Origin of the sequence: Microcystis sp. 49638_E5 (assembly GCF_021300285.1) — a bacterium.
Taxonomy (GTDB): Bacteria; Cyanobacteriota; Cyanobacteriia; order Cyanobacteriales; family Microcystaceae; genus Microcystis; species Microcystis aeruginosa_C.
Window position 1 is genome coordinate 1 of sequence record NZ_JAJTDH010000096.1, and the last position, 19,822, is coordinate 19,822.

18 protein-coding genes and 1 pseudogene are annotated in these 19,822 nt (G+C 44.4%); 10 read left to right on the forward strand and 9 right to left on the reverse strand.

Annotated features, from left to right (window positions below; genetic code table 11):
• The coding region (locus LW728_RS19545; protein WP_287767785.1) for an RNA-guided endonuclease InsQ/TnpB family protein at nucleotides 1–761 on the reverse strand (761 nt) is incomplete at its 3' end.
• A 60-nt stretch (nucleotides 762–821) separates the two neighbouring features.
• On the opposite strand from LW728_RS19545, the gene LW728_RS19550 reads away from it, so the two are divergent.
• A complete protein-coding gene (locus tag LW728_RS19550; protein WP_002776494.1) occupies nucleotides 822–1,025 on the forward strand; it encodes a type II toxin-antitoxin system HicB family antitoxin in 204 nt (67 codons plus the stop codon).
• Between the two features lie 14 nt (nucleotides 1,026–1,039).
• A complete protein-coding gene (locus LW728_RS19555; RefSeq protein ID WP_012266944.1) occupies nucleotides 1,040–1,246 on the forward strand; it encodes a type II toxin-antitoxin system HicA family toxin in 207 nt (68 codons plus the stop codon).
• Between the two features lie 443 nt (nucleotides 1,247–1,689).
• Here the strand turns inward: LW728_RS19555 and LW728_RS19560 are convergent, their stop codons facing one another.
• Entirely contained in the window at nucleotides 1,690–2,406 is a 717-nt protein-coding gene (locus LW728_RS19560) for a lysophospholipid acyltransferase family protein (protein WP_002800085.1), read from the reverse strand.
• A gap of 155 nt (nucleotides 2,407–2,561) precedes the next feature.
• Between LW728_RS19560 and metG the strand changes: the two genes are divergently transcribed.
• Both metG and LW728_RS19570 read left to right on the forward strand, forming a co-directional pair.
• On the forward strand, nucleotides 2,562–4,175 hold the full coding sequence (metG, locus tag LW728_RS19565) for a methionine--tRNA ligase (RefSeq protein ID WP_287767776.1): 1,614 nt from the start codon (nucleotides 2,562–2,564) through the stop codon (nucleotides 4,173–4,175).
• 100 nt (nucleotides 4,176–4,275) lie between these two features.
• Nucleotides 4,276–4,881 carry a LabA-like NYN domain-containing protein gene (locus tag LW728_RS19570; RefSeq protein ID WP_002776500.1) on the forward strand — a complete coding sequence of 202 codons (606 nt, stop codon included), beginning with the start codon at nucleotides 4,276–4,278 and terminating at the stop codon, nucleotides 4,879–4,881.
• A gap of 138 nt (nucleotides 4,882–5,019) precedes the next feature.
• Here LW728_RS19570 and LW728_RS19575 read toward each other — a convergent pair whose 3' ends face one another.
• The 3 genes from LW728_RS19575 to LW728_RS19585 form a co-directional block, all read right to left on the reverse strand.
• A complete protein-coding gene (locus LW728_RS19575) occupies nucleotides 5,020–6,216 on the reverse strand; it encodes a DNA double-strand break repair nuclease NurA (RefSeq protein ID WP_002800090.1) in 1,197 nt (398 codons plus the stop codon).
• Nucleotides 6,217–6,315: 99 nt separating this feature from the next.
• Complete coding sequence (locus LW728_RS19580; RefSeq protein WP_287767778.1) at nucleotides 6,316–7,488, reverse strand: HigA family addiction module antitoxin; 1,173 nt, start codon at nucleotides 7,486–7,488, stop codon at nucleotides 6,316–6,318.
• Nucleotides 7,481–7,816 (reverse strand): type II toxin-antitoxin system RelE/ParE family toxin, encoded by a 336-nt coding sequence (locus LW728_RS19585; protein ID WP_002800095.1) that lies wholly within the window; start codon nucleotides 7,814–7,816, stop codon nucleotides 7,481–7,483. The genes LW728_RS19580 and LW728_RS19585 overlap by 8 nt, the downstream gene beginning before the upstream one ends.
• Before the next feature lie 542 nt (nucleotides 7,817–8,358).
• Between LW728_RS19585 and rpsL the strand changes: the two genes are divergently transcribed.
• The 5 genes from rpsL (at nucleotide 8,359) to rpsJ (ending at nucleotide 13,378) form a co-directional block, all read left to right on the forward strand.
• The gene (rpsL, locus tag LW728_RS19590; RefSeq protein ID WP_002740176.1) at nucleotides 8,359–8,742 is read left to right on the forward strand and encodes a 30S ribosomal protein S12; all 384 of its coding nucleotides are present in this window, start codon (nucleotides 8,359–8,361) and stop codon (nucleotides 8,740–8,742) included.
• A 155-nt stretch (nucleotides 8,743–8,897) separates the two neighbouring features.
• Nucleotides 8,898–9,368: a 30S ribosomal protein S7 gene (gene rpsG / locus LW728_RS19595; RefSeq protein ID WP_002739653.1), complete on the forward strand. Its 471-nt coding sequence runs from the start codon at nucleotides 8,898–8,900 to the stop codon at nucleotides 9,366–9,368.
• A 143-nt stretch (nucleotides 9,369–9,511) separates the two neighbouring features.
• Entirely contained in the window at nucleotides 9,512–11,587 is a 2,076-nt protein-coding gene (gene fusA, locus LW728_RS19600; protein ID WP_002783529.1) for an elongation factor G, read from the forward strand.
• 153 nt (nucleotides 11,588–11,740) lie between these two features.
• Nucleotides 11,741–12,970, forward strand: a complete 1,230-nt coding sequence (gene tuf, locus LW728_RS19605; protein ID WP_287767781.1) for an elongation factor Tu — start codon at nucleotides 11,741–11,743, stop codon at nucleotides 12,968–12,970.
• A 90-nt stretch (nucleotides 12,971–13,060) separates the two neighbouring features.
• Nucleotides 13,061–13,378 carry a 30S ribosomal protein S10 gene (gene rpsJ / locus LW728_RS19610; protein ID WP_002800099.1) on the forward strand — a complete coding sequence of 106 codons (318 nt, stop codon included), beginning with the start codon at nucleotides 13,061–13,063 and terminating at the stop codon, nucleotides 13,376–13,378.
• Nucleotides 13,379–13,717: 339 nt separating this feature from the next.
• Here rpsJ and LW728_RS19615 read toward each other — a convergent pair whose 3' ends face one another.
• The 3 genes from LW728_RS19615 to LW728_RS19625 all read right to left on the reverse strand — a co-directional run bounded on the left by LW728_RS19615 (nucleotide 13,718) and on the right by LW728_RS19625 (nucleotide 17,908).
• A complete protein-coding gene (locus LW728_RS19615; protein WP_287767782.1) occupies nucleotides 13,718–15,370 on the reverse strand; it encodes a lipoxygenase family protein in 1,653 nt (550 codons plus the stop codon).
• Between the two features lie 485 nt (nucleotides 15,371–15,855).
• Nucleotides 15,856–16,731, reverse strand: coding sequence for a glycine--tRNA ligase subunit alpha (gene glyQ, locus LW728_RS19620; RefSeq protein WP_287667022.1), 876 nt, complete (start codon nucleotides 16,729–16,731; stop codon nucleotides 15,856–15,858).
• A 253-nt stretch (nucleotides 16,732–16,984) separates the two neighbouring features.
• Nucleotides 16,985–17,908, reverse strand: coding sequence for a serine/threonine protein kinase (locus tag LW728_RS19625; RefSeq protein ID WP_287767787.1), 924 nt, complete (start codon nucleotides 17,906–17,908; stop codon nucleotides 16,985–16,987).
• 408 nt (nucleotides 17,909–18,316) lie between these two features.
• Here LW728_RS19625 and LW728_RS23465 point away from each other — a divergent pair.
• Nucleotides 18,317–18,867 (forward strand): annotated as a pseudogene (locus LW728_RS23465) (Uma2 family endonuclease); the annotation flags it as partial.
• Between the two features lie 195 nt (nucleotides 18,868–19,062).
• Here the strand turns inward: LW728_RS23465 and LW728_RS19640 are convergent.
• Entirely contained in the window at nucleotides 19,063–19,611 is a 549-nt protein-coding gene (locus tag LW728_RS19640) for a PEP-CTERM sorting domain-containing protein (RefSeq protein WP_287767784.1), read from the reverse strand.
• Between the last annotated feature and the right edge of the window lie 211 nt (nucleotides 19,612–19,822).

Sequence of the window (19,822 nt, forward strand, 5' to 3'; positions counted from 1 at the left end):
GTGGTTAGCTTGTGTAAATGGTCTTTTCTGTTATCAGTAATTTGAGCGTGAATCTTGGCTACTTTGATTTTTGCCTTTTCTCGATTCTTTGAGCCTTTCTGTTTTCTAGAAAGACTTTTTTGTGCCTTTCGCAGTCTCCGATAATGTTTCTTAAAATGCTTGGGATTAGATACTTTATCGCCGTCACTGGTAATTACTAGGCTACTAATTCCTAAGTCAATTCCGATGGCTTTATCTGTTACTGATAAAGGCTTAATCGTTGGGTCATCAAATCTAATTGAAATATGCCAGCGTCCTGATGGATGTAATCTGACTGTTACTGTACTTGGTTCACAGCTTTCTGGGATTTGTCTTGACCATCGAATAGGTAAAGGTTCTGTGCATTTGGCTAAATAGACTTGTCTGTCTTTAAATTTAAAAGCAGACTTGGTAAATTCGGCACTTGCTCCCTGATGTTTTTTCTTAAAGTTAGGATACTTAGTACGACCAGCAAAGAAATTAGTAAAAGCTGTTTGTAAATGCCTTAACCCTTGTTGTAAGGGTACACAGCTTACTTCGTTGAGAAAGTTTAATTCTTCTTGTTTTTTCCACTCGGTTAGCATTGAAGAAGTTTCAGTATATCCTACTCTTTCTTGCTTTTCGTACCATGCTTGTGTTCTGAGATGGAGAGCTTTATTGTAAACTAATCTTACACAGCCCAATGTGCGCCGCAATAGCGACTCTTGTTCGGGTGTGGGGTAAAATCGGTAAGAATAGTAAATGTGCTAATATTTGACGGTAAAGCCGTCGTAGAACGACGGGGTTTCAGACCCAAATTTTCGATGAAATGGCGAGTGATACTTGAACCCGATCCCGATACAAACGAATGGGCAATTTGGTGTCCGGAACTGCCCGGATGCACATCTGCCGGTATTACACAAGAGGAAGCTCTCAATAATATACGCGAAGCGATCGAGCTTTATTTACAACCTGATGCTATCGACCTTCTACCAGGAGCAGTAATCCGTGAGGTTATGGTGGGATGACTCGACTCAGGAGAATGAATGCTGACGAGGTTGAGCGCATATTACGCAAGTATAACTTTGAACTGATCTCTCAGAAGGGTAGTCATAGAAAATGGCGTGGTAGGGATCAAGATACTCAAGTTATCGTACCTTACCATCAAGGGAGAGATTTACCTACTGGAACATTGCGTAACATCATGATTACAGCCATGATCCCAGAAGGAGAGTGGAAATCTCCATAAACTTCATCTAAAGTCCATCTGTCTAACCAATCACTGCACCCGACCGAGAGTTAGACTGATAATATCATTCAAGGTTGGGCTTCGGCCGTGAGCTTTTGCCGAACGGTTGAAGCATGAAACCCAACGCCCGATCATGTTAGGCTACTGCTAACCCATCCTACAAATAATTGTGTCTCCCTACTTAGGGGCTGCTGAAAAAGTTTTTCGTGGGGGCAGGGTGTGGGGTGTGGGGTGTGGGGTGTGGGGTTTTACCCATTTTCAGGTGGTCAATTACCTAATTTTCAGGGAAAAAATCAAAGTCTAAAAGCCTTATCCAACAAGGTTTTTAGATTTATTCAGCAAACCCTACTTATAACAAATCACTCCAGTATCAATTATGAATTATGAGTTAGGAAGTGGGAAGAAAAAAGCTGCCTCCTTTCTCCTGTCTCCTGACTCCTGACCTACCCTTTCAGCAATAAATCGCTAATTTCCGACTGACAATGACCAATTAAACGATTAAGGGCTTTTTTTCCTTGTTTACCTTGATAATCTGAGCGATCGCTTTCAGTAATTCCATAGGGACGACCGATCGCCACCTTGACACGATGATAAAAGACAACGGGATGCCAACCATCTTGATCGAATAAAGGTTCCGTGGTATCTAACCAGCGCAGCAAACGCACGGGAAAAGGACTAATAACAGTTTCCGACTCGGAGAGAATAGCCACAGGTAAGACAAATAAATTCTCCACGGGACAACGCAGGGCTAAATGGGCAAATCCGCTTTGAAAAGGGCTAATTTGACGAGGAGCAGTCAAATTTAACATCGGCGATCCACCTTCTGGAAATAAACCGATCCATCGTCCGGACTGTAAAAAATCCGTTGCTTGCCGAAAAAAAGTCCGGTGGCGTTTTTCGGGGGTATCAAAGGGAAAACAGCCCAATTCTCCGATTAATTCCCGCAAAAGCGGGGTTTTTCCCATGTAGTGATGACAGGCGATCGGGAGAGTTTTGCCCAAAGCTTGAATTAAGATCGGCGCGTCCAAAAAGCTACGATGGTTACTTACCACGATCGCCACTCCTTGGCCGGGTAGATTTTCTTGACCGACGGTAAACAGACTCGTGCGCGTGGTATCAAGAATTAAACGAGAGGTGGATAGGGGGGTAAGCAGCTTCATGGAAAAAAAAAATCGGCCTTAAGATTGTTTTTATTGACTTAGATCACAACTAAAGGATAAAACAGAATTAGAGGATCATAAAATATAGGGATTATGTCCCAATCATCTACGGATCAGCCTCGGGGCAGCCTCGTCTATTTAAAAAAATAAATTTCATGAATGATTTAAATGAGCGAAATACATTTGCTTTAACAACACCTCTTTATTATGTCAACGATATCCCTCACATCGGCAGTGCTTACACGACGATCGTAGCGGATGTTATGGCGCGATGGCAGCGGTTACAGGGCAATTCTGTCCTCCTGATTACAGGAACCGACGAACACGGACAGAAAATCGAACGAACCGCGGCAGCCAAAGGACTCAATCCCCAGGAACACTGCGATCGCATCGCCACCAGTTTTGCCAATCTCTGGGCAAAGCTACACATCCAGTATGATCGCTTTAGTCGCACCACCGCCCCCCGTCATCAGGCAATTGTTAACGAATTTTTTGAAAGAGTCTGGGAAAAGGGCGATATCTATCTCGATCGCCAACAGGGTTGGTATTGCGTCGCCTGTGAAGAATTTAAGGAAAAAAGAGAACTGTTAGATAATGGCTGTTGTCCCATTCATACTAATCTGGCCGCCGAATGGCGCGACGAGGAAAACTATTTTTTCCGTCTCTCTAAATATCAGACGCAACTAGAACAACTTTACCAAGAACAACCGGATTTTATTCAACCGGAAAGCCGACGTAATGAGGTTCTCAACTTCGTCAACCAGGGACTACAGGACTTCTCCATCTCTAGGGTTAATGTGGCTTGGGGGTTTCCCATTCCCCACGATGGTAAGCATACCATCTACGTTTGGTTTGATGCCCTTCTTGGCTATGTTACCGCCCTTCTCGACCCCGAAGACGAACCCACCCTAGAAAATGCCTTGGCCAAATGGTGGCCGATCGATCTGCATCTGATCGGTAAAGATATATTAAGATTCCATGCCATTTATTGGCCGGCTATGCTAATGTCGGCGGGTTTACCCTTGCCCAAAAGAGTGTTCGGCCATGGCTTTTTGACCAAAGACGGGCGGAAAATGGGCAAAAGTCTCGGTAATACCCTCGATCCCTTCGATTTGGTTGATCGCTATGGGGCCGATGCCGTCCGTTACTATTTCGTTAAAGAGATTGAATTAGGACAGGATGGCGATTTTCAGGAAACCAGATTTGTTAATATTCTTAACGCGGATTTAGCCAACGATTTAGGCAACCTCCTCAATCGCACCCTAGGCATGGTTAAAAAATACTGCCAAAATAACCCCCCCCAGTTGACCGGTGTAGATATCCCCAACGATAATCACCTTAAGAATATGGGGATCAATCTAGGGGGCATTGTTGAACAGAAGTACGATGCGCTACAATTTGATCAAGCCTGTGAGGAAATATTGGCGTTAATTCGTGCTAGTAATAAGTTTATCGATGAGAGTGCGCCCTGGAGTTTATTTAAACAGAAACAACAAGCAGCAGTAGAACAGGTTCTCTACGCAGTTTTGGAATCAGTAAGACTCTCTGCCTACCTACTCTCACCGATAATACCGACCTTAAGCAGTAAAATTTATCAACAACTAGGTTTTGTTATTGATTTTAATACTTTCAGGTCGGAGGATGGGGAAAACTTCCCTGATGGTGTCTCTTTTTCCCAACACTGTCAATGGGGATTACCCACAAATCCACAACTAGGAACACCTGAACCGATCTTTTCTAAACTAGAACTGCCGTTAAACGATTCCTAAGGGAATTTTTTGATAACTCTATTTTTTAAGGTCTGTTGTCCTTTGGGACACAACTGGCAAACACCCAACACTAAACTTTTAACAAACGAGGAAAAATAAAATGTTTGATGATTATGACACAGCCCCAGTCTTCACCCCCGAACAAGTGCTAGAAAATCGCGGTCGTGTGGCGATTTTCATCGATGGTTCCAATTTATTTTATGCAGCCCTGCAATTAGGTATCGAAATTGACTACACCAAATTACTTTGTCGTTTAACTGCCGGTTCTCGTCTCTTGCGGGCCTTCTTTTATACTGGAGTTGATCGCACTAACGAAAAACAGCAGGGATTCCTCCTCTGGATGCGTCGCAACGGCTATCGAGTCATCGCTAAAGATCTAGTACAATTACCCGATGGTTCCAAAAAAGCCAATCTTGACGTGGAAATTGCCGTGGATTTAATGGCGCTAGTGGGTTCCTATGATACCGCAGTAATTGTCAGTGGTGATGGGGATTTAGCCTATGCTGCCGATTCCGTCAGTTACCGTGGTGCGCGAGTGGAAGTGGTTAGTTTGCGATCGATGACCAGTGATAGTTTAATTAATGTAGCCGATCGCTATGTTGATCTAGATCAAATTAAAGAAGAAATTCAAAAAACTAGCAAACATCACCTTGGTTATAATAATTTCCCCGTCAGCGTCTTGGATCAAGATCGAAGCGGTCGCTAGAAAAATTCAGCAAAAATCAAGTTTAAGGTGGGTAATTCCCACCTACTTATCAGTTATCAGTGACCAGTTATCAGTTAGCAGTTATCAGTTAGCAGTTATCAGTTATCAGTGACCACTCCCCATCTGCTGCCTCCTCAATTAAGCGATACTACTGCGTTTTCTCGCTTCCTTATAAGATGTTCCCACATCCTGTAAACCGACTTTAATCATTTGTTGTTCCAAAAGGGCAAAAAAACGCAGGCGATCGCCACCTTTAATCACCGCTAAATTGTGCGCTTCCGCTAAGGCGATCGGATAACCATAACCTTTTAACACCTGGGCCAGTAAAATACTCAAAGAGCGATCGAGTAATTCTCGCTCCTCCACCACCCAAGCAGGAACCTCTACCCTAGCGATTTCCGTCCCCACATGGAGATAACAGAAGTAAATGCGATGTTCATCCCCATAAAGATCGAGGATTTTCAAAGAACTGCGCCAAAAAGGACTTCTTTGCCCCGGTTCCAATAAATAACCCCAGAGAGAGGCATCCCGGAGAGGATCGACAACGCGACAAGGGGTTTTTTCTGGGTCTAAATCACCGCAATTGATCAAGCAATTGGGAGTATCATGGGGACAAGATTGTAAACGCAGGAAATTTAAGCTTTCCGTGCTACGAGAAGCACTAATATAACCCATAAGCGGGATTCTAGCTGATTTTAAATCGTCCCAAGACTGAAAAATCGGTGGCAAAATTAAATCTTTTGCTTCCGGGGGGAGACTATCGATAAACCAATAGATCAAAGAACCATCCACGAGGGCTAAATTTGGTTCATAATGGGCCCCAGGGGGTTTTACCCAACGAGTAGCCATTTCCGCTAACATTTGGCTTTCTAATACCGTCCGACGATAACTCATCCACTCATCCACGCGAATACCCCACTGTTTAGAAATGTAGAGGTCTTCTGATTTGTAATAGACTTCGGGAATGCTATCGAGGAGAGGGTGTAAATTTTGACCATAGTGCAACATGATCCTACCGATGTTAATTAGATAACAGTAGGCGATTTCGTGGTGAGAAGGGGCAATTTGGGAACCATCCGTGGCAAAAACGCTATGACTTTCGGGGGGGGGAAGGATAGTAATGCGGGTGTCGAGAGGTTCGATCGGTAGCGCGACAGAGAAAATTAGGCGATCGTGCCAGTTATGATAGAGTTCTAGTAGTTTTTCCTGTTGCTGTTGAGCCTGTTCTAAAAGAATTTTAGCCCGTTGCACTCGCTCGCGACTAGCTGCCACTTCCTGTTGAAAATGTTGACTAATCCCTGGCATTTTTGCCGCTAATTTCGCAAGATCGAGCATAACTATCCTCTCCCTGACTTTTTTTGATGTTATCGCAATTTCCTGTCTCTAATGCTAAATTTGTCAATTATTGCCAAATTTATCCTTAGTAATCTCCGCTTACAGCAGTTTTCTTAATGGTGAGATAGGAAGTTTTCCTTTTGGGGAGTCGCTCGTCAATACCAAAAAGGAATTCTGCGTATTTAGACAATATTTCTCCTTAAGATCATTATAGTTTTGATAAGAAGTAATTTGCTCATGTTGCATTCTACCAACAATAATACCAGGGTGTATTCCTAGTTGTTCGGCAAATTGATTAATAGCTTTTCTATTCAGAGAATTATTGGCGATAAATCTCTGCCAATCTCTGGGAGCAATTAAGAAATTAGCCGCAAAAACATCCGCCTCTTTTTCTTTAATTTTATCTCGAATATCTTTATCTTGCCCCTCTAAAAATAAAGTTCGTTTCCCATGTAATAAAATATGACCAGCTTCATGAAAAAAAGAAAACCAAAAATGATCATTTGTTTTGTATCGATCGCTCAATTGAATTAAAGCTCTGTGAGAACCTAACCAACGGGTAGCACCGTGTACCCTTGTTTTCGGAAGTTCAGGGACAAAGGCTAAGGCAACCCCCGCTGCCGCACAAAGCTCGATCATTTGCGGTTGAAATACCTCGATAGACTTAATAGTTAACGAACGAATTTGTCGCAAGGCATCTCTGAATTTCAACTCGTTGTAATCAGCACAATTAATTTTCGATGCTTCTATTTCTCCTTGACGTAACCATGCTATTATTGCCCCTCGATCGCTATCAAATGCTTGAGACTTTCTAAAATCAATCGATAAATTTATCCCCCAAATCTCCTCCCATTGCTCAGGGGAGACAACGGCAAAAAAATTCAAGCTCTCTCGTAATTGCTCTATTTTATCCTCATCAAACTTGAGCCAGCCTAATTCAGTCATCTGCCGATAAGGAATTTGTTTTAACCAGCCTAAATAACCTTTTAATCTTTGATTCTCATTTTTTCTCGCTAAATATTCCCGATAAAGTCTTTCGCGCTCTATCCAGAAACTGGCGGGAGTTCCTAACACTAACTCTATCTGTAAGGCGGTATCGATAGTAATCTCCGCTTTACCTTTTATTATCTCATTGATAGTCTTTTTTGGTCTGCCCATGCGTTGGGCGAGTTCCGATTGAGACATATTTCTTTCTTCTAGGATTTCGGCAAGGGTTTCTCCCGGTGGAGAAATAAAATCCGGTGCATATCTGTTCTCAATAGTATTAGTCATGGGTGTCATCTATGCCAATAATTACGACTGCGGTTACTTTCTTCCAATCAATTCCCCCGTCTGCTTTTTGAGGAATCGGTATATTAGCCGGCTCAAAAATTAGTCTGAGAGGATGAACTAAATCTAGAGATAGTTGTCCAGCACGGTTATGTAACAATTCGTGGCAACGTCCCGGCAGCGATCGCATTTCCTCCAGGACAATAACTGCTTTTAAGTCGTCGAGTCTTTGCCTGATTTTCTTAGCCATCTTCTCTCCATACTGTTTTTTCAGTAGTCTTTGGCTATTGCATTCGTTCTCAAATTTTTTTTCCTTAAATACAATATCCATTGTAGATGACCCTTGTAATATTGTTAACCTCAAAGGTTAACAATATTTTATGGCAGCACACCCGGGTCGCATCCAGTACAAACGCTCTAAATAGGGGCTGCTGAAAAAGTTTTTCGTGGGGGCAGGGTGTGGGGTGTGGGGTGTGGGGTGTGGGGTTTTACCCATTTTCAGGTGGTCAATTACCTAATTTTCAGGGAAAAAATCCTCTAAATATATCGTTAAGAGCTAATACTCTAGACACCAGTTCTGAAAATGAGGTTAGCTAGAGACAGTTTTTCAGATATTAGCCGATTAATCAGGTGATAATTATCGCTAAAATCGCACTATCAAGCCAAAACAACGAAGCTGTAATTTTATCGCCTAATAACGCCCGAATTGAGTGCCGCCGCCGCCCAAGAAAAAGACAATCTCTAACATCTAAACCGGAGAAAAGCACAATCGCGGACTTGACAACAACAGCAACAATTTGCTATAATGACCTTTTGTCAACGATTTGACCTTCGGTAATAGGAGTTCAGAGTAACCTTAGATACAGCCCTATCATGCCCACCATTCAGCAATTAATACGCGACGAAAGATCCAAAGCGAAAAGAAAAACCAAATCTCCCGCCCTCAAACAATGCCCCCAACGTCGGGGAGTTTGTACAAGAGTATATACCACCACACCGAAAAAACCCAACTCAGCCCTACGGAAAGTCGCTAGGGTACGTTTGACCTCTGGATTTGAGGTGACAGCCTACATCCCGGGCATCGGTCATAACCTGCAAGAACACTCGGTCGTCCTCATTCGGGGCGGTCGGGTCAAAGATCTACCCGGAGTCAGATATCACATCATTCGCGGCACCCTCGATGCCACTGGGGTGAAAAACCGTCAAAAGGCGCGATCTAAGTACGGAACCAAACGCCCCAAACCCGCCGCTAAATAAACAGGAAATTGATTAACCAAAAAAATACTCCCACCGAGTCGGTCAAAGTTAACCCAAGAGACTGAAGACTCGCAGGAGAGGGTTTGAGATGGGCTGTAATCATCCGACTGTCAAGCAAAAGTTAAAGTTAACCTAGAAAATCAAGGAATATTCCGATGTCTCGCCGTAAAAACGTCAAAAAACGTCCTATTCCCCCCGATCCCGTTTACAATAGCTGTTTAGTCAGCATGACCATCCGCCGGATCATGCGATCGGGCAAAAAATCCTTGGCCGCTAACATCGTTTACGATGCCCTAAAAACCGTCGGCGAACGTACCGGCCAAGAACCCCTAGAAGTATTTGAAAAAGCCGTTAAAAACGCCACCCCCCTAGTGGAAGTGAAAGCCCGCCGGGTCGGTGGAGCCACCTATCAAGTCCCGATGGAAGTACGCACCAACCGTGGTAGTACATTGGCACTGCGTTGGTTAGTCCATTATGCCAGAACCAGAGGCGGCAAAACCATGGCTGGTAAACTAGCTAACGAGATCATGGATGCGGCCAATGAAACCGGCGGCACGATCAAAAAACGGGAAGAAACCCACCGGATGGCAGAGGCAAACAAAGCCTTTGCCCACTATCGTTACTAAGAAAGATACTTTAAAGATACTTTAAGGGCGGTGGACCACACCGCTGCCGCCAAAAAACTGTCAAGAAAAGTATAGAATTGTAAATAGTGTAAAAAATCCTAGAACAAAATCCCATCACTGGCAAGCAAAGCAAGGAGGTTGCTGTGGCACGGACTATCCCGCTAGAGAGAGTGCGAAACATCGGAATCGCCGCTCATATAGACGCGGGCAAAACAACGACAACAGAAAGAATCCTGTTCTATACGGGAGTCGCTCATAAACTGGGCGAAGTCCACGACGGAACGGCAATTACCGACTGGATGGAACAGGAACGGGAGCGAGGAATCACCATCACCGCCGCCGCCATCAGTACCAGTTGGCAAGATCATCGCATCAACATCATTGACACCCCTGGCCACGTCGATTTCACCATTGAAGTGGAACGTTCCATGCGGGTACTCGATGGAGTAGTGGCGGTTTTCTGCTCTGTTGGTGGTGTACAACCCCAATCGGAAACCGTCTGGAGACAAGCCGATCGGTACAAAGTACCCCGGATTGCCTTTATCAACAAAATGGACAGAACGGGAGCGAATTTCTTCAAAGTTTACGAACAATTAAGAGATCGCCTTAGAGCTAACGCCGTTCCCATCCAAATGCCGATCGGCGCAGAAAGCGAACTAAGCGGGATCATCGATCTCGTCAAGATGCGCGCCTATATATATAAGGACGATCTAGGGAAAGACATAGAAGAAACCGACATTCCCGAAGACTTATTGAAAAAGGCCGAAGAATTCCGCGTGCAGCTGGTGGAGGCTGTAGCGGAAGCCGATGAAGAACTCCTAGAAAAATATCTAGAAGGTGAAGAACTCACCGAAGCCGAAATCAAACGCGGTCTCAGAGAAGGGACGATTGCTGGTACAATTGTTCCCGTCCTCTGCGGCTCGGCTTTCAAAAACAAAGGGGTACAACTGCTCCTCGATGCCGTCGTCGATTACCTACCCTCACCCTCGGAAGTAGCCGCCGTTAAAGGGATTCTTCCCGATGGCAGCGAGGCAATCCGGGAGGCTAAGGACGATGCTCCCTTCTCTGCTCTCGCCTTCAAAATCATGGCCGATCCCTTCGGTCGTTTAACCTTCCTGCGGGTCTATTCCGGTGTACTAGCTAAAGGCAGCTACGCCTACAACTCCACCAAAGGAACCAAAGAACGGATCGCTCGCCTGATCGTCCTCAAATCCAACGAACGGATCGAAGTGGATGAACTGCGCGCCGGTGATCTGGGAGCGGCGATCGGACTGAAAAACACCATTACCGGGGATACCCTCTGTGATGAGAAGAACCCAGTTATCCTAGAATCCCTCTTTATCCCCGAACCGGTTATCTCCGTGGCGGTGGAACCGAAAACCAAACAGGACATCGAGAAACTCAGCAAAGCTCTGCAAGCTCTCTCCGATGAAGATCCCACCTTCCGGGTCAAAGTTGATCCCGAAACCAATCAAACGGTAATCGCCGGGATGGGAGAACTGCACCTGGAAATCCTCGTCGATCGAATGCTGCGGGAGTACAAAGTCGAAGCGACGGTGGGCGCTCCCCAGGTGGCCTATCGGGAAACTGTGCGGAAACCCGTGCGCGCTGAGGGTAAATTTATCCGTCAAAGTGGCGGTAAAGGGCAGTACGGCCACGTCGTCATCGAACTCGAACCGGGTGAACCGGGGTCAGGCTTTGTCTTCGTCTCCAAAATTGTCGGTGGTGCTATCCCCAAAGAATACATCAACCCGTCAGAACAAGGGATGAAAGAAGCTTGCGAATCGGGGATCGTAGCGGGTTATCCTGTCATCGACCTGAAAGCAACCCTGGTAGATGGTTCTTTCCACGATGTGGACTCCTCCGAGATGGCCTTTAAGATTGCCGGTTCCATGGCGATTAAGGAAGCGGTGATGAAAGCTACCCCCGTTCTCCTAGAACCGATGATGAAGGTCGAGGTGGAAGTACCCGAAGACTTCATCGGTAACGTCATCGGTGATCTTAACTCCCGTCGGGGACAAATCGAAGGTCAAGAAACCGAGGCCGGCATCGCCAAAGTGTCCGCTAAAGTTCCCTTAGCGGAAATGTTTGGTTACGCCACTGATATTCGCTCCAAAACCCAAGGACGGGGCATCTTCACCATGGAATTTAGCCATTACGAAGAAGTCCCCCGCAACGTGGCCGAGGCGATTATCGCCAAAAGTAAAGGGAACGGATAATCAGTGACCAGTGACCGGTGAGCAGTGAAGACAAACCGATCATTTAAATTTGATCGGTCAACCCTAATAACTGCTAACTTAAAACTGATCTCTGGTGACTGATTAATGTTCACCCAGCTGAAGAAGAAAAAAAAACAAAGGAACAGAAAGTAAATGGCACGCGCTAAATTTGAACGGACGAAACCCCACGTTAACATCGGTACGATCGGTCACGTTGACCACGGCAAAACTACCCTCACCGCCGCTATCACGATGACCCTAGCGGCTCTGGGTAATGCCCAAGCTAAAAAATACGATGAAATCGATGCCGCTCCCGAAGAAAAGGCTCGCGGGATCACCATCAACACCGCTCACGTTGAGTACGAAACCGCCAGTCGCCACTATGCTCACGTGGACTGCCCCGGCCACGCGGACTATGTAAAAAACATGATCACCGGTGCGGCACAGATGGACGGTGGTATTCTCGTGGTCTCGGCCGCTGATGGCCCGATGCCCCAAACCCGGGAACATATCCTGCTGGCTCGTCAGGTGGGTGTACCTAACCTCGTGGTCTTCCTCAACAAAAAAGATATGGTGGACGATGAGGAATTACTGGAACTGGTGGAACTGGAAGTGCGCGAACTTCTCACCAGTTACGACTTCCCCGGCGACGATATCCCCATTATTGCCGGTTCTGCGAAAGAAGCCCTCGACTACATGACCAAAAATCCCAAGGCCAAAAAAGGCGACAACGAGTGGGTAAATGCGATCTATGAATTAATGGAAGCGGTGGATAGCTATATCCCCACCCCCGAACGGGCGATCGATAAACCCTTCCTGATGGCGGTAGAAGACGTATTCTCGATTACTGGTCGGGGGACGGTGGCTACCGGTCGGATCGAACGCGGTGTTGTGAAAGTGGGTGATAACGTGGAATTGGTGGGGATCAGAGAAACTCGCCCCACCACCGTCACCGGGATCGAAATGTTCAAGAAAAGTCTTGATCAAGGGATGGCCGGTGACAACGCTGGTATCCTCCTGCGTGGTATCCAAAAAACCGACATCGAGCGCGGCATGGTGATCGCTAAACCGGGTACGATCAAACCCCACACCCAGTTTGAAGGTGAGGTGTATGTGTTAACTCAAGCAGAGGGTGGTCGTCACACTCCTTTCTTTAAAAACTATCGTCCTCAGTTCTATGTACGGACAACTGACGTAACTGGCACTATCAAAGACTACACCGCCGATGATGGCAGCACTGTAGAAATGGTCATGCCGGGAGACCGGATCAAAATGACCGTGGAACTGATCAACCCGATCGCTATTGAGGAGAAGATGCGCTTCGCTATTCGCGAAGGTGGTCGCACCATCGGTTCTGGCGTTATCTCGAAAATTATCAAGTAGGCTAATCTACTAATTAACGGGGCAGTGAATTTAAAAGCTGCTCCGTTACTGTCTTGATCTTGTACCTTGACAACTGCAATAGGTGAAATTATGGCTACGTTACAACAACAGAAAATTCGCATTCGTTTGAAAGCTTTTGACCGCCGCCTACTCGATACTTCCTGTGAGAAGATTGTCGATACTGCCAATAGAACTAACGCCACAGCGATCGGACCGATTCCCCTACCGACAAAAAGAAAGATTTATTGTGTCCTGCGTTCCCCTCACGTTGACAAGGACTCCCGTGAACATTTTGAAACCCGCACCCATCGCCGCATTATTGATATTTACCAACCCTCTTCTAAGACAATCGATGCTTTGATGAAATTAGATTTACCCGCAGGGGTTGATATTGAAGTTAAATTGTAAAAAATGCCAAAAAGATGTTATCGCTAACATCTTTTTTTCTTAGAGACTCTTTGTCATGGTGTTTCTCGTCTAGTTTTTGTGGACGAGAATCGCTATTAGATACCCCAGCAGCCCATCAAGGTGGCGGTTGCTCTTTAAATAGGGTTGGCTGAATAAATCTAAAAACCTTGTTGGATAAGACTTTTAGACTTTTTTGACCTCAAAAAGTGCCAGCCATTGGAGGGATCGGGGCGAAAATTCCTGGACTTTTTCCCTGAAAATTAGGTAATTGACCGTCTGAAAATGGGTAAAACCCCACACCCCACACCCTGCCCCCACAAAAAACTTTTTCAGCAGACCCTAAATATTGATACTATTGGGGATGCGAGAGGGTTTCAGGAAAATATAAGGCGTAATTCGGGTTGAATTGCGCCGATCGATCTCATTTTCGATCGCTTTTAATTTAGCTTGGAAAACCGCCAAAATCGGGTAAGTGCGTTGATCTGGGAAATCATTTCGGGATGGATAACCAAAACGGTTGAATTGAAAAGCTGTTAAAGTGTGCATAATTTCCAATTGATAAGTGGCCTGGGCCTGGGGGGGCAAAAGACGGAGAATATAATCCATATCCACCTCCTCAGATGCTTTGGGAGGAGATTGATAACCGGCTAGGGGAATATTCGCGCAAAAGGCGAGATAATCGTATTGAGAATAATTAACCGCCGCGTGTTGTGGTCCAGCAATAAAAATTATCTGGGTGACAACTTCGATTAATTTGGCTAAAGTGTCTAATTTTCCGTCAGAAACTAATTTTTTAATGCTTCCACCTTCAGGTGACATCAATTTTCGCACCCAAGCTTGTAATTCTGTATCCTCGTTTACATCCGCGTCGGAAGTATAGTAAAGACTTAGGTAATCTTTGACGTAGGTTTCCGTTGCTTGCCAAAGTAAGAGAGCATCGTCCCGGTAGGGGTAATCTGGTAGTCGGGAGGTATCATCGACTTGGCGGAAGGCTAATTGCTTGGGTAGGGTATAATCGGCGAAATTATCCAATCTTTGACGATAGGAAGTCTTAATTATCTCGATAGATGCTTCTAGCGTCCCCGCTAATAGACGATCAACGAATCCGCCTGGGCTAATTAACTCGCTCTCGGCTAAAGTATTAATAGCGAGGGTAAATTGAAAATGAGGTTTTAATAGAATTGCCAGAGGATGATTGAGTGCTAACTCGGTAGCTGTGGCTAAAACAAAAGCTTCCGCTACTAAATGGGTATGGCTGAGATGACTAACTAATTCATGATGATTTCCGTCGGCAATTTGCACGAAAATCTTCGCCATTAACCAATTAAGTCCGTCATCGGGGGTATAGATGCGCTGATTAGGTACGGTCGGATCCTGATACAATTGAATGGCAACCGGTACTAATCCCCCTTGACCCCGTAAACCCCTAGCACGCCAACAGAAAAGGACAAGAGGTGCTGTTGCGGTTTTCATACCCCTTTGATAACTGCCTAAAGTTAGGTTGTTTAGGGGGGCATAATCTGCTAGAAATAAGTTACCCTTAGCGGCTTCCGAGGCAATGGTTTTATCGGGTCCCATGGCTTTTTGGAAGATAGCATCGCTGACGGGGAAATTATCCGGTATGCTGCTAATCCCGCGGATGACCATGGGATTTAATCCCGCTAATCTTTGGTAGGCAAAACTTGTGTTAGATTGCCAAGTTTTAATACTTGTGGGTTTGGGAAGGAGAGGAAAAAGTTGTTCGTAATCTTCTAATTTGTCAAAGGGATCAAAGACATTTTCTATTTTCGTGGCCACGCTATTGGCAATTAAAGCACTCAAGCCTTTACGCAGCATTAATTGATAGGAAATAGAGAAATTTTCTTGGGCAGGTAAATCTTTGACGAGGGTGATACCACTAACGGAATCATAGATGTAGACTTGTTTTTGTCTTTGTAGTAATTCTTGTCGTTTGATAGAATCAGCATCATTTTGGGGTAGCGATGGTATCATCAAAGTAACTCCTTGTCTAAAAAATTAGAACTTAAAAAACTTAGTCTTTTTCCTGGCACTAATAGGCTAGTCAAAGTAAAGAATTACCTCCAACAAAAGGGTCTTTTGAGGCGAATTACCGGCTAGATATAGTGTCACCCACTAATATACCGGTAGAACCTGGTTAGATTGCAGAAATATCGCCTCTGTTTGTAAAACTTAATATATTAATTCTCTGACTGATGAGGTGCAAAATTACTGGTTTGAGGTTGGAGAGATTTTATCAGTGAACAGTAAACAGTGAACTGAAAACTCGCATCTGATAAGCTAAGACGCATTTAAAGCGCTGATTCTTAAGATTAGCCGAATCTCCCCCAATCCCTTTACTGTTGCCTCTTGCAAGAGTGCCTCTTGCCTCGTCTCAACAAGCAATTTAAATTACGAACAGCTTAACTGATAGCTGATTACTGGTTACTGAAAAGGCTGACGGCTAGAATAACTGATTGCTAAACCGTTTGTAGGGGAAAACCTAAAGCTTCTCGTTGCTGTAAATACAATTGAGCAACCTGTCGCGCTAAATGGCGAATTCTGCCGATATAACGGGTTCTTTCAGCTACAGCAATCACACCTCTAGCATCGAGTAAATTAAAAGTATGGGAACATTTGAGAACATAATCTAGACTGGGAATCACCAGAGAGCGATCGATTAATTGTTTAGCTTCCTGTTCATATAAACTGAATAAACTAAATAATAACTCAGGATTAGAAGCCTCAAAATTGTAGGTACATTGTTCGATTTCATTTTGTAGAAAAATATCACCGTAGAGGATATTTTCATTCCATTGAATTTTATTAATTGCCTCCACATCTTGCAGATACATGGCTAATCTTTCTAAACCGTAGGTAATTTCGATCGCCACGGGACGACAATCGATACCCCCACACTGTTGAAAGTAGGTAAATTGGGTGATTTCCATACCATCTAACCACACTTCCCAACCCACACCCCAAGCGCCGAGGGTGGGAGATTCCCAGTTATCTTCCACGAAGCGAACATCGTGATCTTCTGGGTTAATTCCTAACACCCGCAGGGAGTCTAAATAGATATCCTGAATATTATCGGGAGAGGGTTTAATTAGGACTTGATATTGATAGTAATGCTGAAAACGATTGGGATTTTCGCCATAACGGCCATCCGTAGGACGACGACAGGGTTCCACATAGGCAACGGCCCAAGGTTCTGGACCAATTGCCCTTAAAAAGGTATGGGGACTCATGGTTCCCGCACCTTTTTCTGTATCATAGGGTTGAGCAACTAAGCAACCGCGATCGGCCCAAAATTCATTTAATTTAGCGATAACAGCTTGGAAAGTTAAAGACATGGGAAAAACTAAAAAAGCAGATTAGGGGTTGGGGAATTATAAATTATAAATTATAAATTATAAATTATGAATTGGGAATTGGGAATTATGAATTATAAATTATGAAGTGGGGAAGTGGGGAAGTGGGGAGCTTATCAGTAAACTGATAACTGATAACTGATAACTGATAACTGATAACTGATAACTGATAACTGATAACTGATAACTGATAACTGATAACTGATAACTGATAACTGATAACTGACGGTTAAAGTCATTGACTTACTTTTAACTGCAAGCGAAAGTGAACAGGGGTAGAAGATTGGGGGAGAATAACTAATTCATAAAATCCCTCTTCGGGTAATTGACCAGACCATTGCCGATCGCTAGACTTGTCTAAGAGAGTGACTTTGCCACTGGGAGAGTAGAAAGATAGTAAAACTTCGCCTTCCGCCTCTAAATTTAAGTTTAACCGATCACTGGAACGCAATTTTATTGCATAGGCTTTTCCTTGTCCCTGGCTGAGAATTGCCTCGATAACTTCCTCCCCCCCCGCGTCTAAACTTTCGATCGCTTGGTAGGATAGGCCAGACTGTAAAGATTGTAACTGATTCCAGGCCAAGCCGCTCCACAGTTGACCCAGGCTGCCATCAAAATTTGGTCTTTCTGTCAACTCGGGAAATAGCTTAAAAAAAGCAGTATCAGTGAGTAAATTAAGGACTCTACTGCTTAATCGTAACTGATTCACTTGTTCTCGCCATTTTTCTCGCTTTTGCTCGTCGTAGCTACCCAATGCTTCCCTAGTGCCAGAATCGAGACGTTCTAAGCGATCGAGGATTTCTGCGGCTAAAATATCTCTTTGTTCCTGTTTCTGTTTTTCCTCTTTGATATCCCCATAGCGGAGGTTAAACAATTCATTGACAAGATTTTTAAAAAACTGACTATCAATTCCCAACTCCAGACGGCGCTTTCTCATCTCGGCTTTCCGTTGCCATGCCGTATCTGTGGCAGAATTAAAATTATTTTCCTCCGTGGCAAAAACGGGTTTAACGGTTTCGGGTTGATTGCTATGTTTAACCCACTGTTTCCCGATTAACCAGCCTATTGCCGCCGATAATAACATCAAAAGGCAAAAAATAGCGATTCTGCTGGAACAGCCGAGAAAAACGGGCGATTTATTCCGAGAATTAGCGGCCATTGTCTCCTGAGACGATGTGGGGTTTTGATCTGTAAAGATGAGATTAACACATAATAATAGGCTAGGACGCATTTTAAGCACCTATCCTGAGATTAGCTGAATCTCCCTCAATCCCTTTACTGTTGCCCTTTATCGAAAATTTGGGTTAAAACCCCGTCCTTTTAGGACGGCTTTAAGCTACAATGGAAAAAGCGATAACCAAGCTAAAAACTGAACCTTGACAACAGATAGTAGGGGGTTTTGTTCAGAAAAGAATTCAAATTCGGCCTTGAACGAGTAAAACTTTCTAGGAAATAAGGTTGAACATTAGATTTTTTCGACTTGTTCAAAGTGGCCGTCCGGCATTCGGACACTCAAAACGGACGGGTCGAAAGTGTCAGACTTAAGCAATTAAGCGTTTTTCGCTATCTGCGTCAACCCCAGGGCGAATTTTGGAGTGATGAACCAACCTGGGAAAGTAATTTACATCTAACCCAGATTATTTTATTGATAAAATGCCTAGAATGGTTATGGCAAGATAGAGAAGATTACTTTGGCACCTGGAATTTAACCATCTACTACAGCCCAAATCAGAAAAAATCAGAATACTTTAGAGGATCTGACTTTTTTGTAGTATTAGGAACCACTAGAAACCAAAACCGGAAAAGTTGGGTAGTATGGCAAGAAGAGGGAAAATATCGGCTCTCTTAGGTTTGGTGGGCAAAATGTATTCTAAGATACATTCTTCCTAGCGAGCGAGTGGAAGGAACCACAAAGACACAAAGGACACAAAGATTGATCGATACTATATAAGTTAAACTTATCACACAGAACCTAGAAGAGCCAAATATCAACCGATTCAACCCAATCAGCAAGGTTGGTTATGGAGTGAAGAATTGGGGTTATATTTAGGCATCTACGCCGATAAATTGTGTTATTTTAGTCCCAAGGGCGAGTTAGTCCCCACACCGGTGGAAGCCGCTATTCTGGAGAGACAGTCCAAAAAATCTGAACGTCAACAAAAAGAACTGGCTTCACCAAAAGTCGAGCAGTTAACGGCAAGATTAGGGGAATTAGGCATCAATCCTGAAAAAACCCTGTGGGGGAGGAGTACAAGGTGGTCAGTGCGTCTATCGAACTGCTTGCACCCTCACCTCTCATCGGGAAAATCAAAATTAACCTTTTTTGATAACTTTAGAAGCCAAGGCACCCAAACCTAACCCCAATAGGCCGACAACAGCACCAGGTTCGGGGATGAGTGCTGCTTCCCACATCATATTACTAGGATTAAATGGCACTTCGTTACCCTCTAGGTCACCCGGAACACCAGGAACATTTGAAGCGAAAGCCAGGCCCGTAATGCTGATGCCAGGACCAAAGCCAACGTAGTCACTCATCCCACTATCGAAAAGCACAAAATCCATCACTGAACCATCGAAACTAGCCTTAGCTTGATTGCCAGGATTGGAAAAATAGGAATCGACCGTACCCCCTGACGAGGTAGAGAAAGCAAGGGGAACACCATTATACACGAGATTACTAAATCCCGTGATATCGATAACACCAGGGGTGTTCTGGTTACCTGTGAGTATTCCACTGAGAACTATCATGTTCGCGGCGTCGTTATAGGTGAAGCTGAACTGGGCGGCTTGGGCGGGATAGGCCAGGGCGGTCAAACCGATGGCGGTAGCAGCCCCTGCTAAAGAGGTTTTTAAAGACATCATTGCTTTGCTCACGAAAAATACCGTTAGGGACACCTGCCAAGATAGCATAGGACGGGTAGAAAGTCAAGTCTCTTCATAGAAAGGGTTGGCTGAATAAATATAGCGTTTTCAAATAAGACATGAAAAAGCATCGTAATTGTGGAGATTAGGAAAAGTAAATAGTTTAAGGTTGATTAAAAGATTAAATATCTTCTTCATAATCCCAAAATTT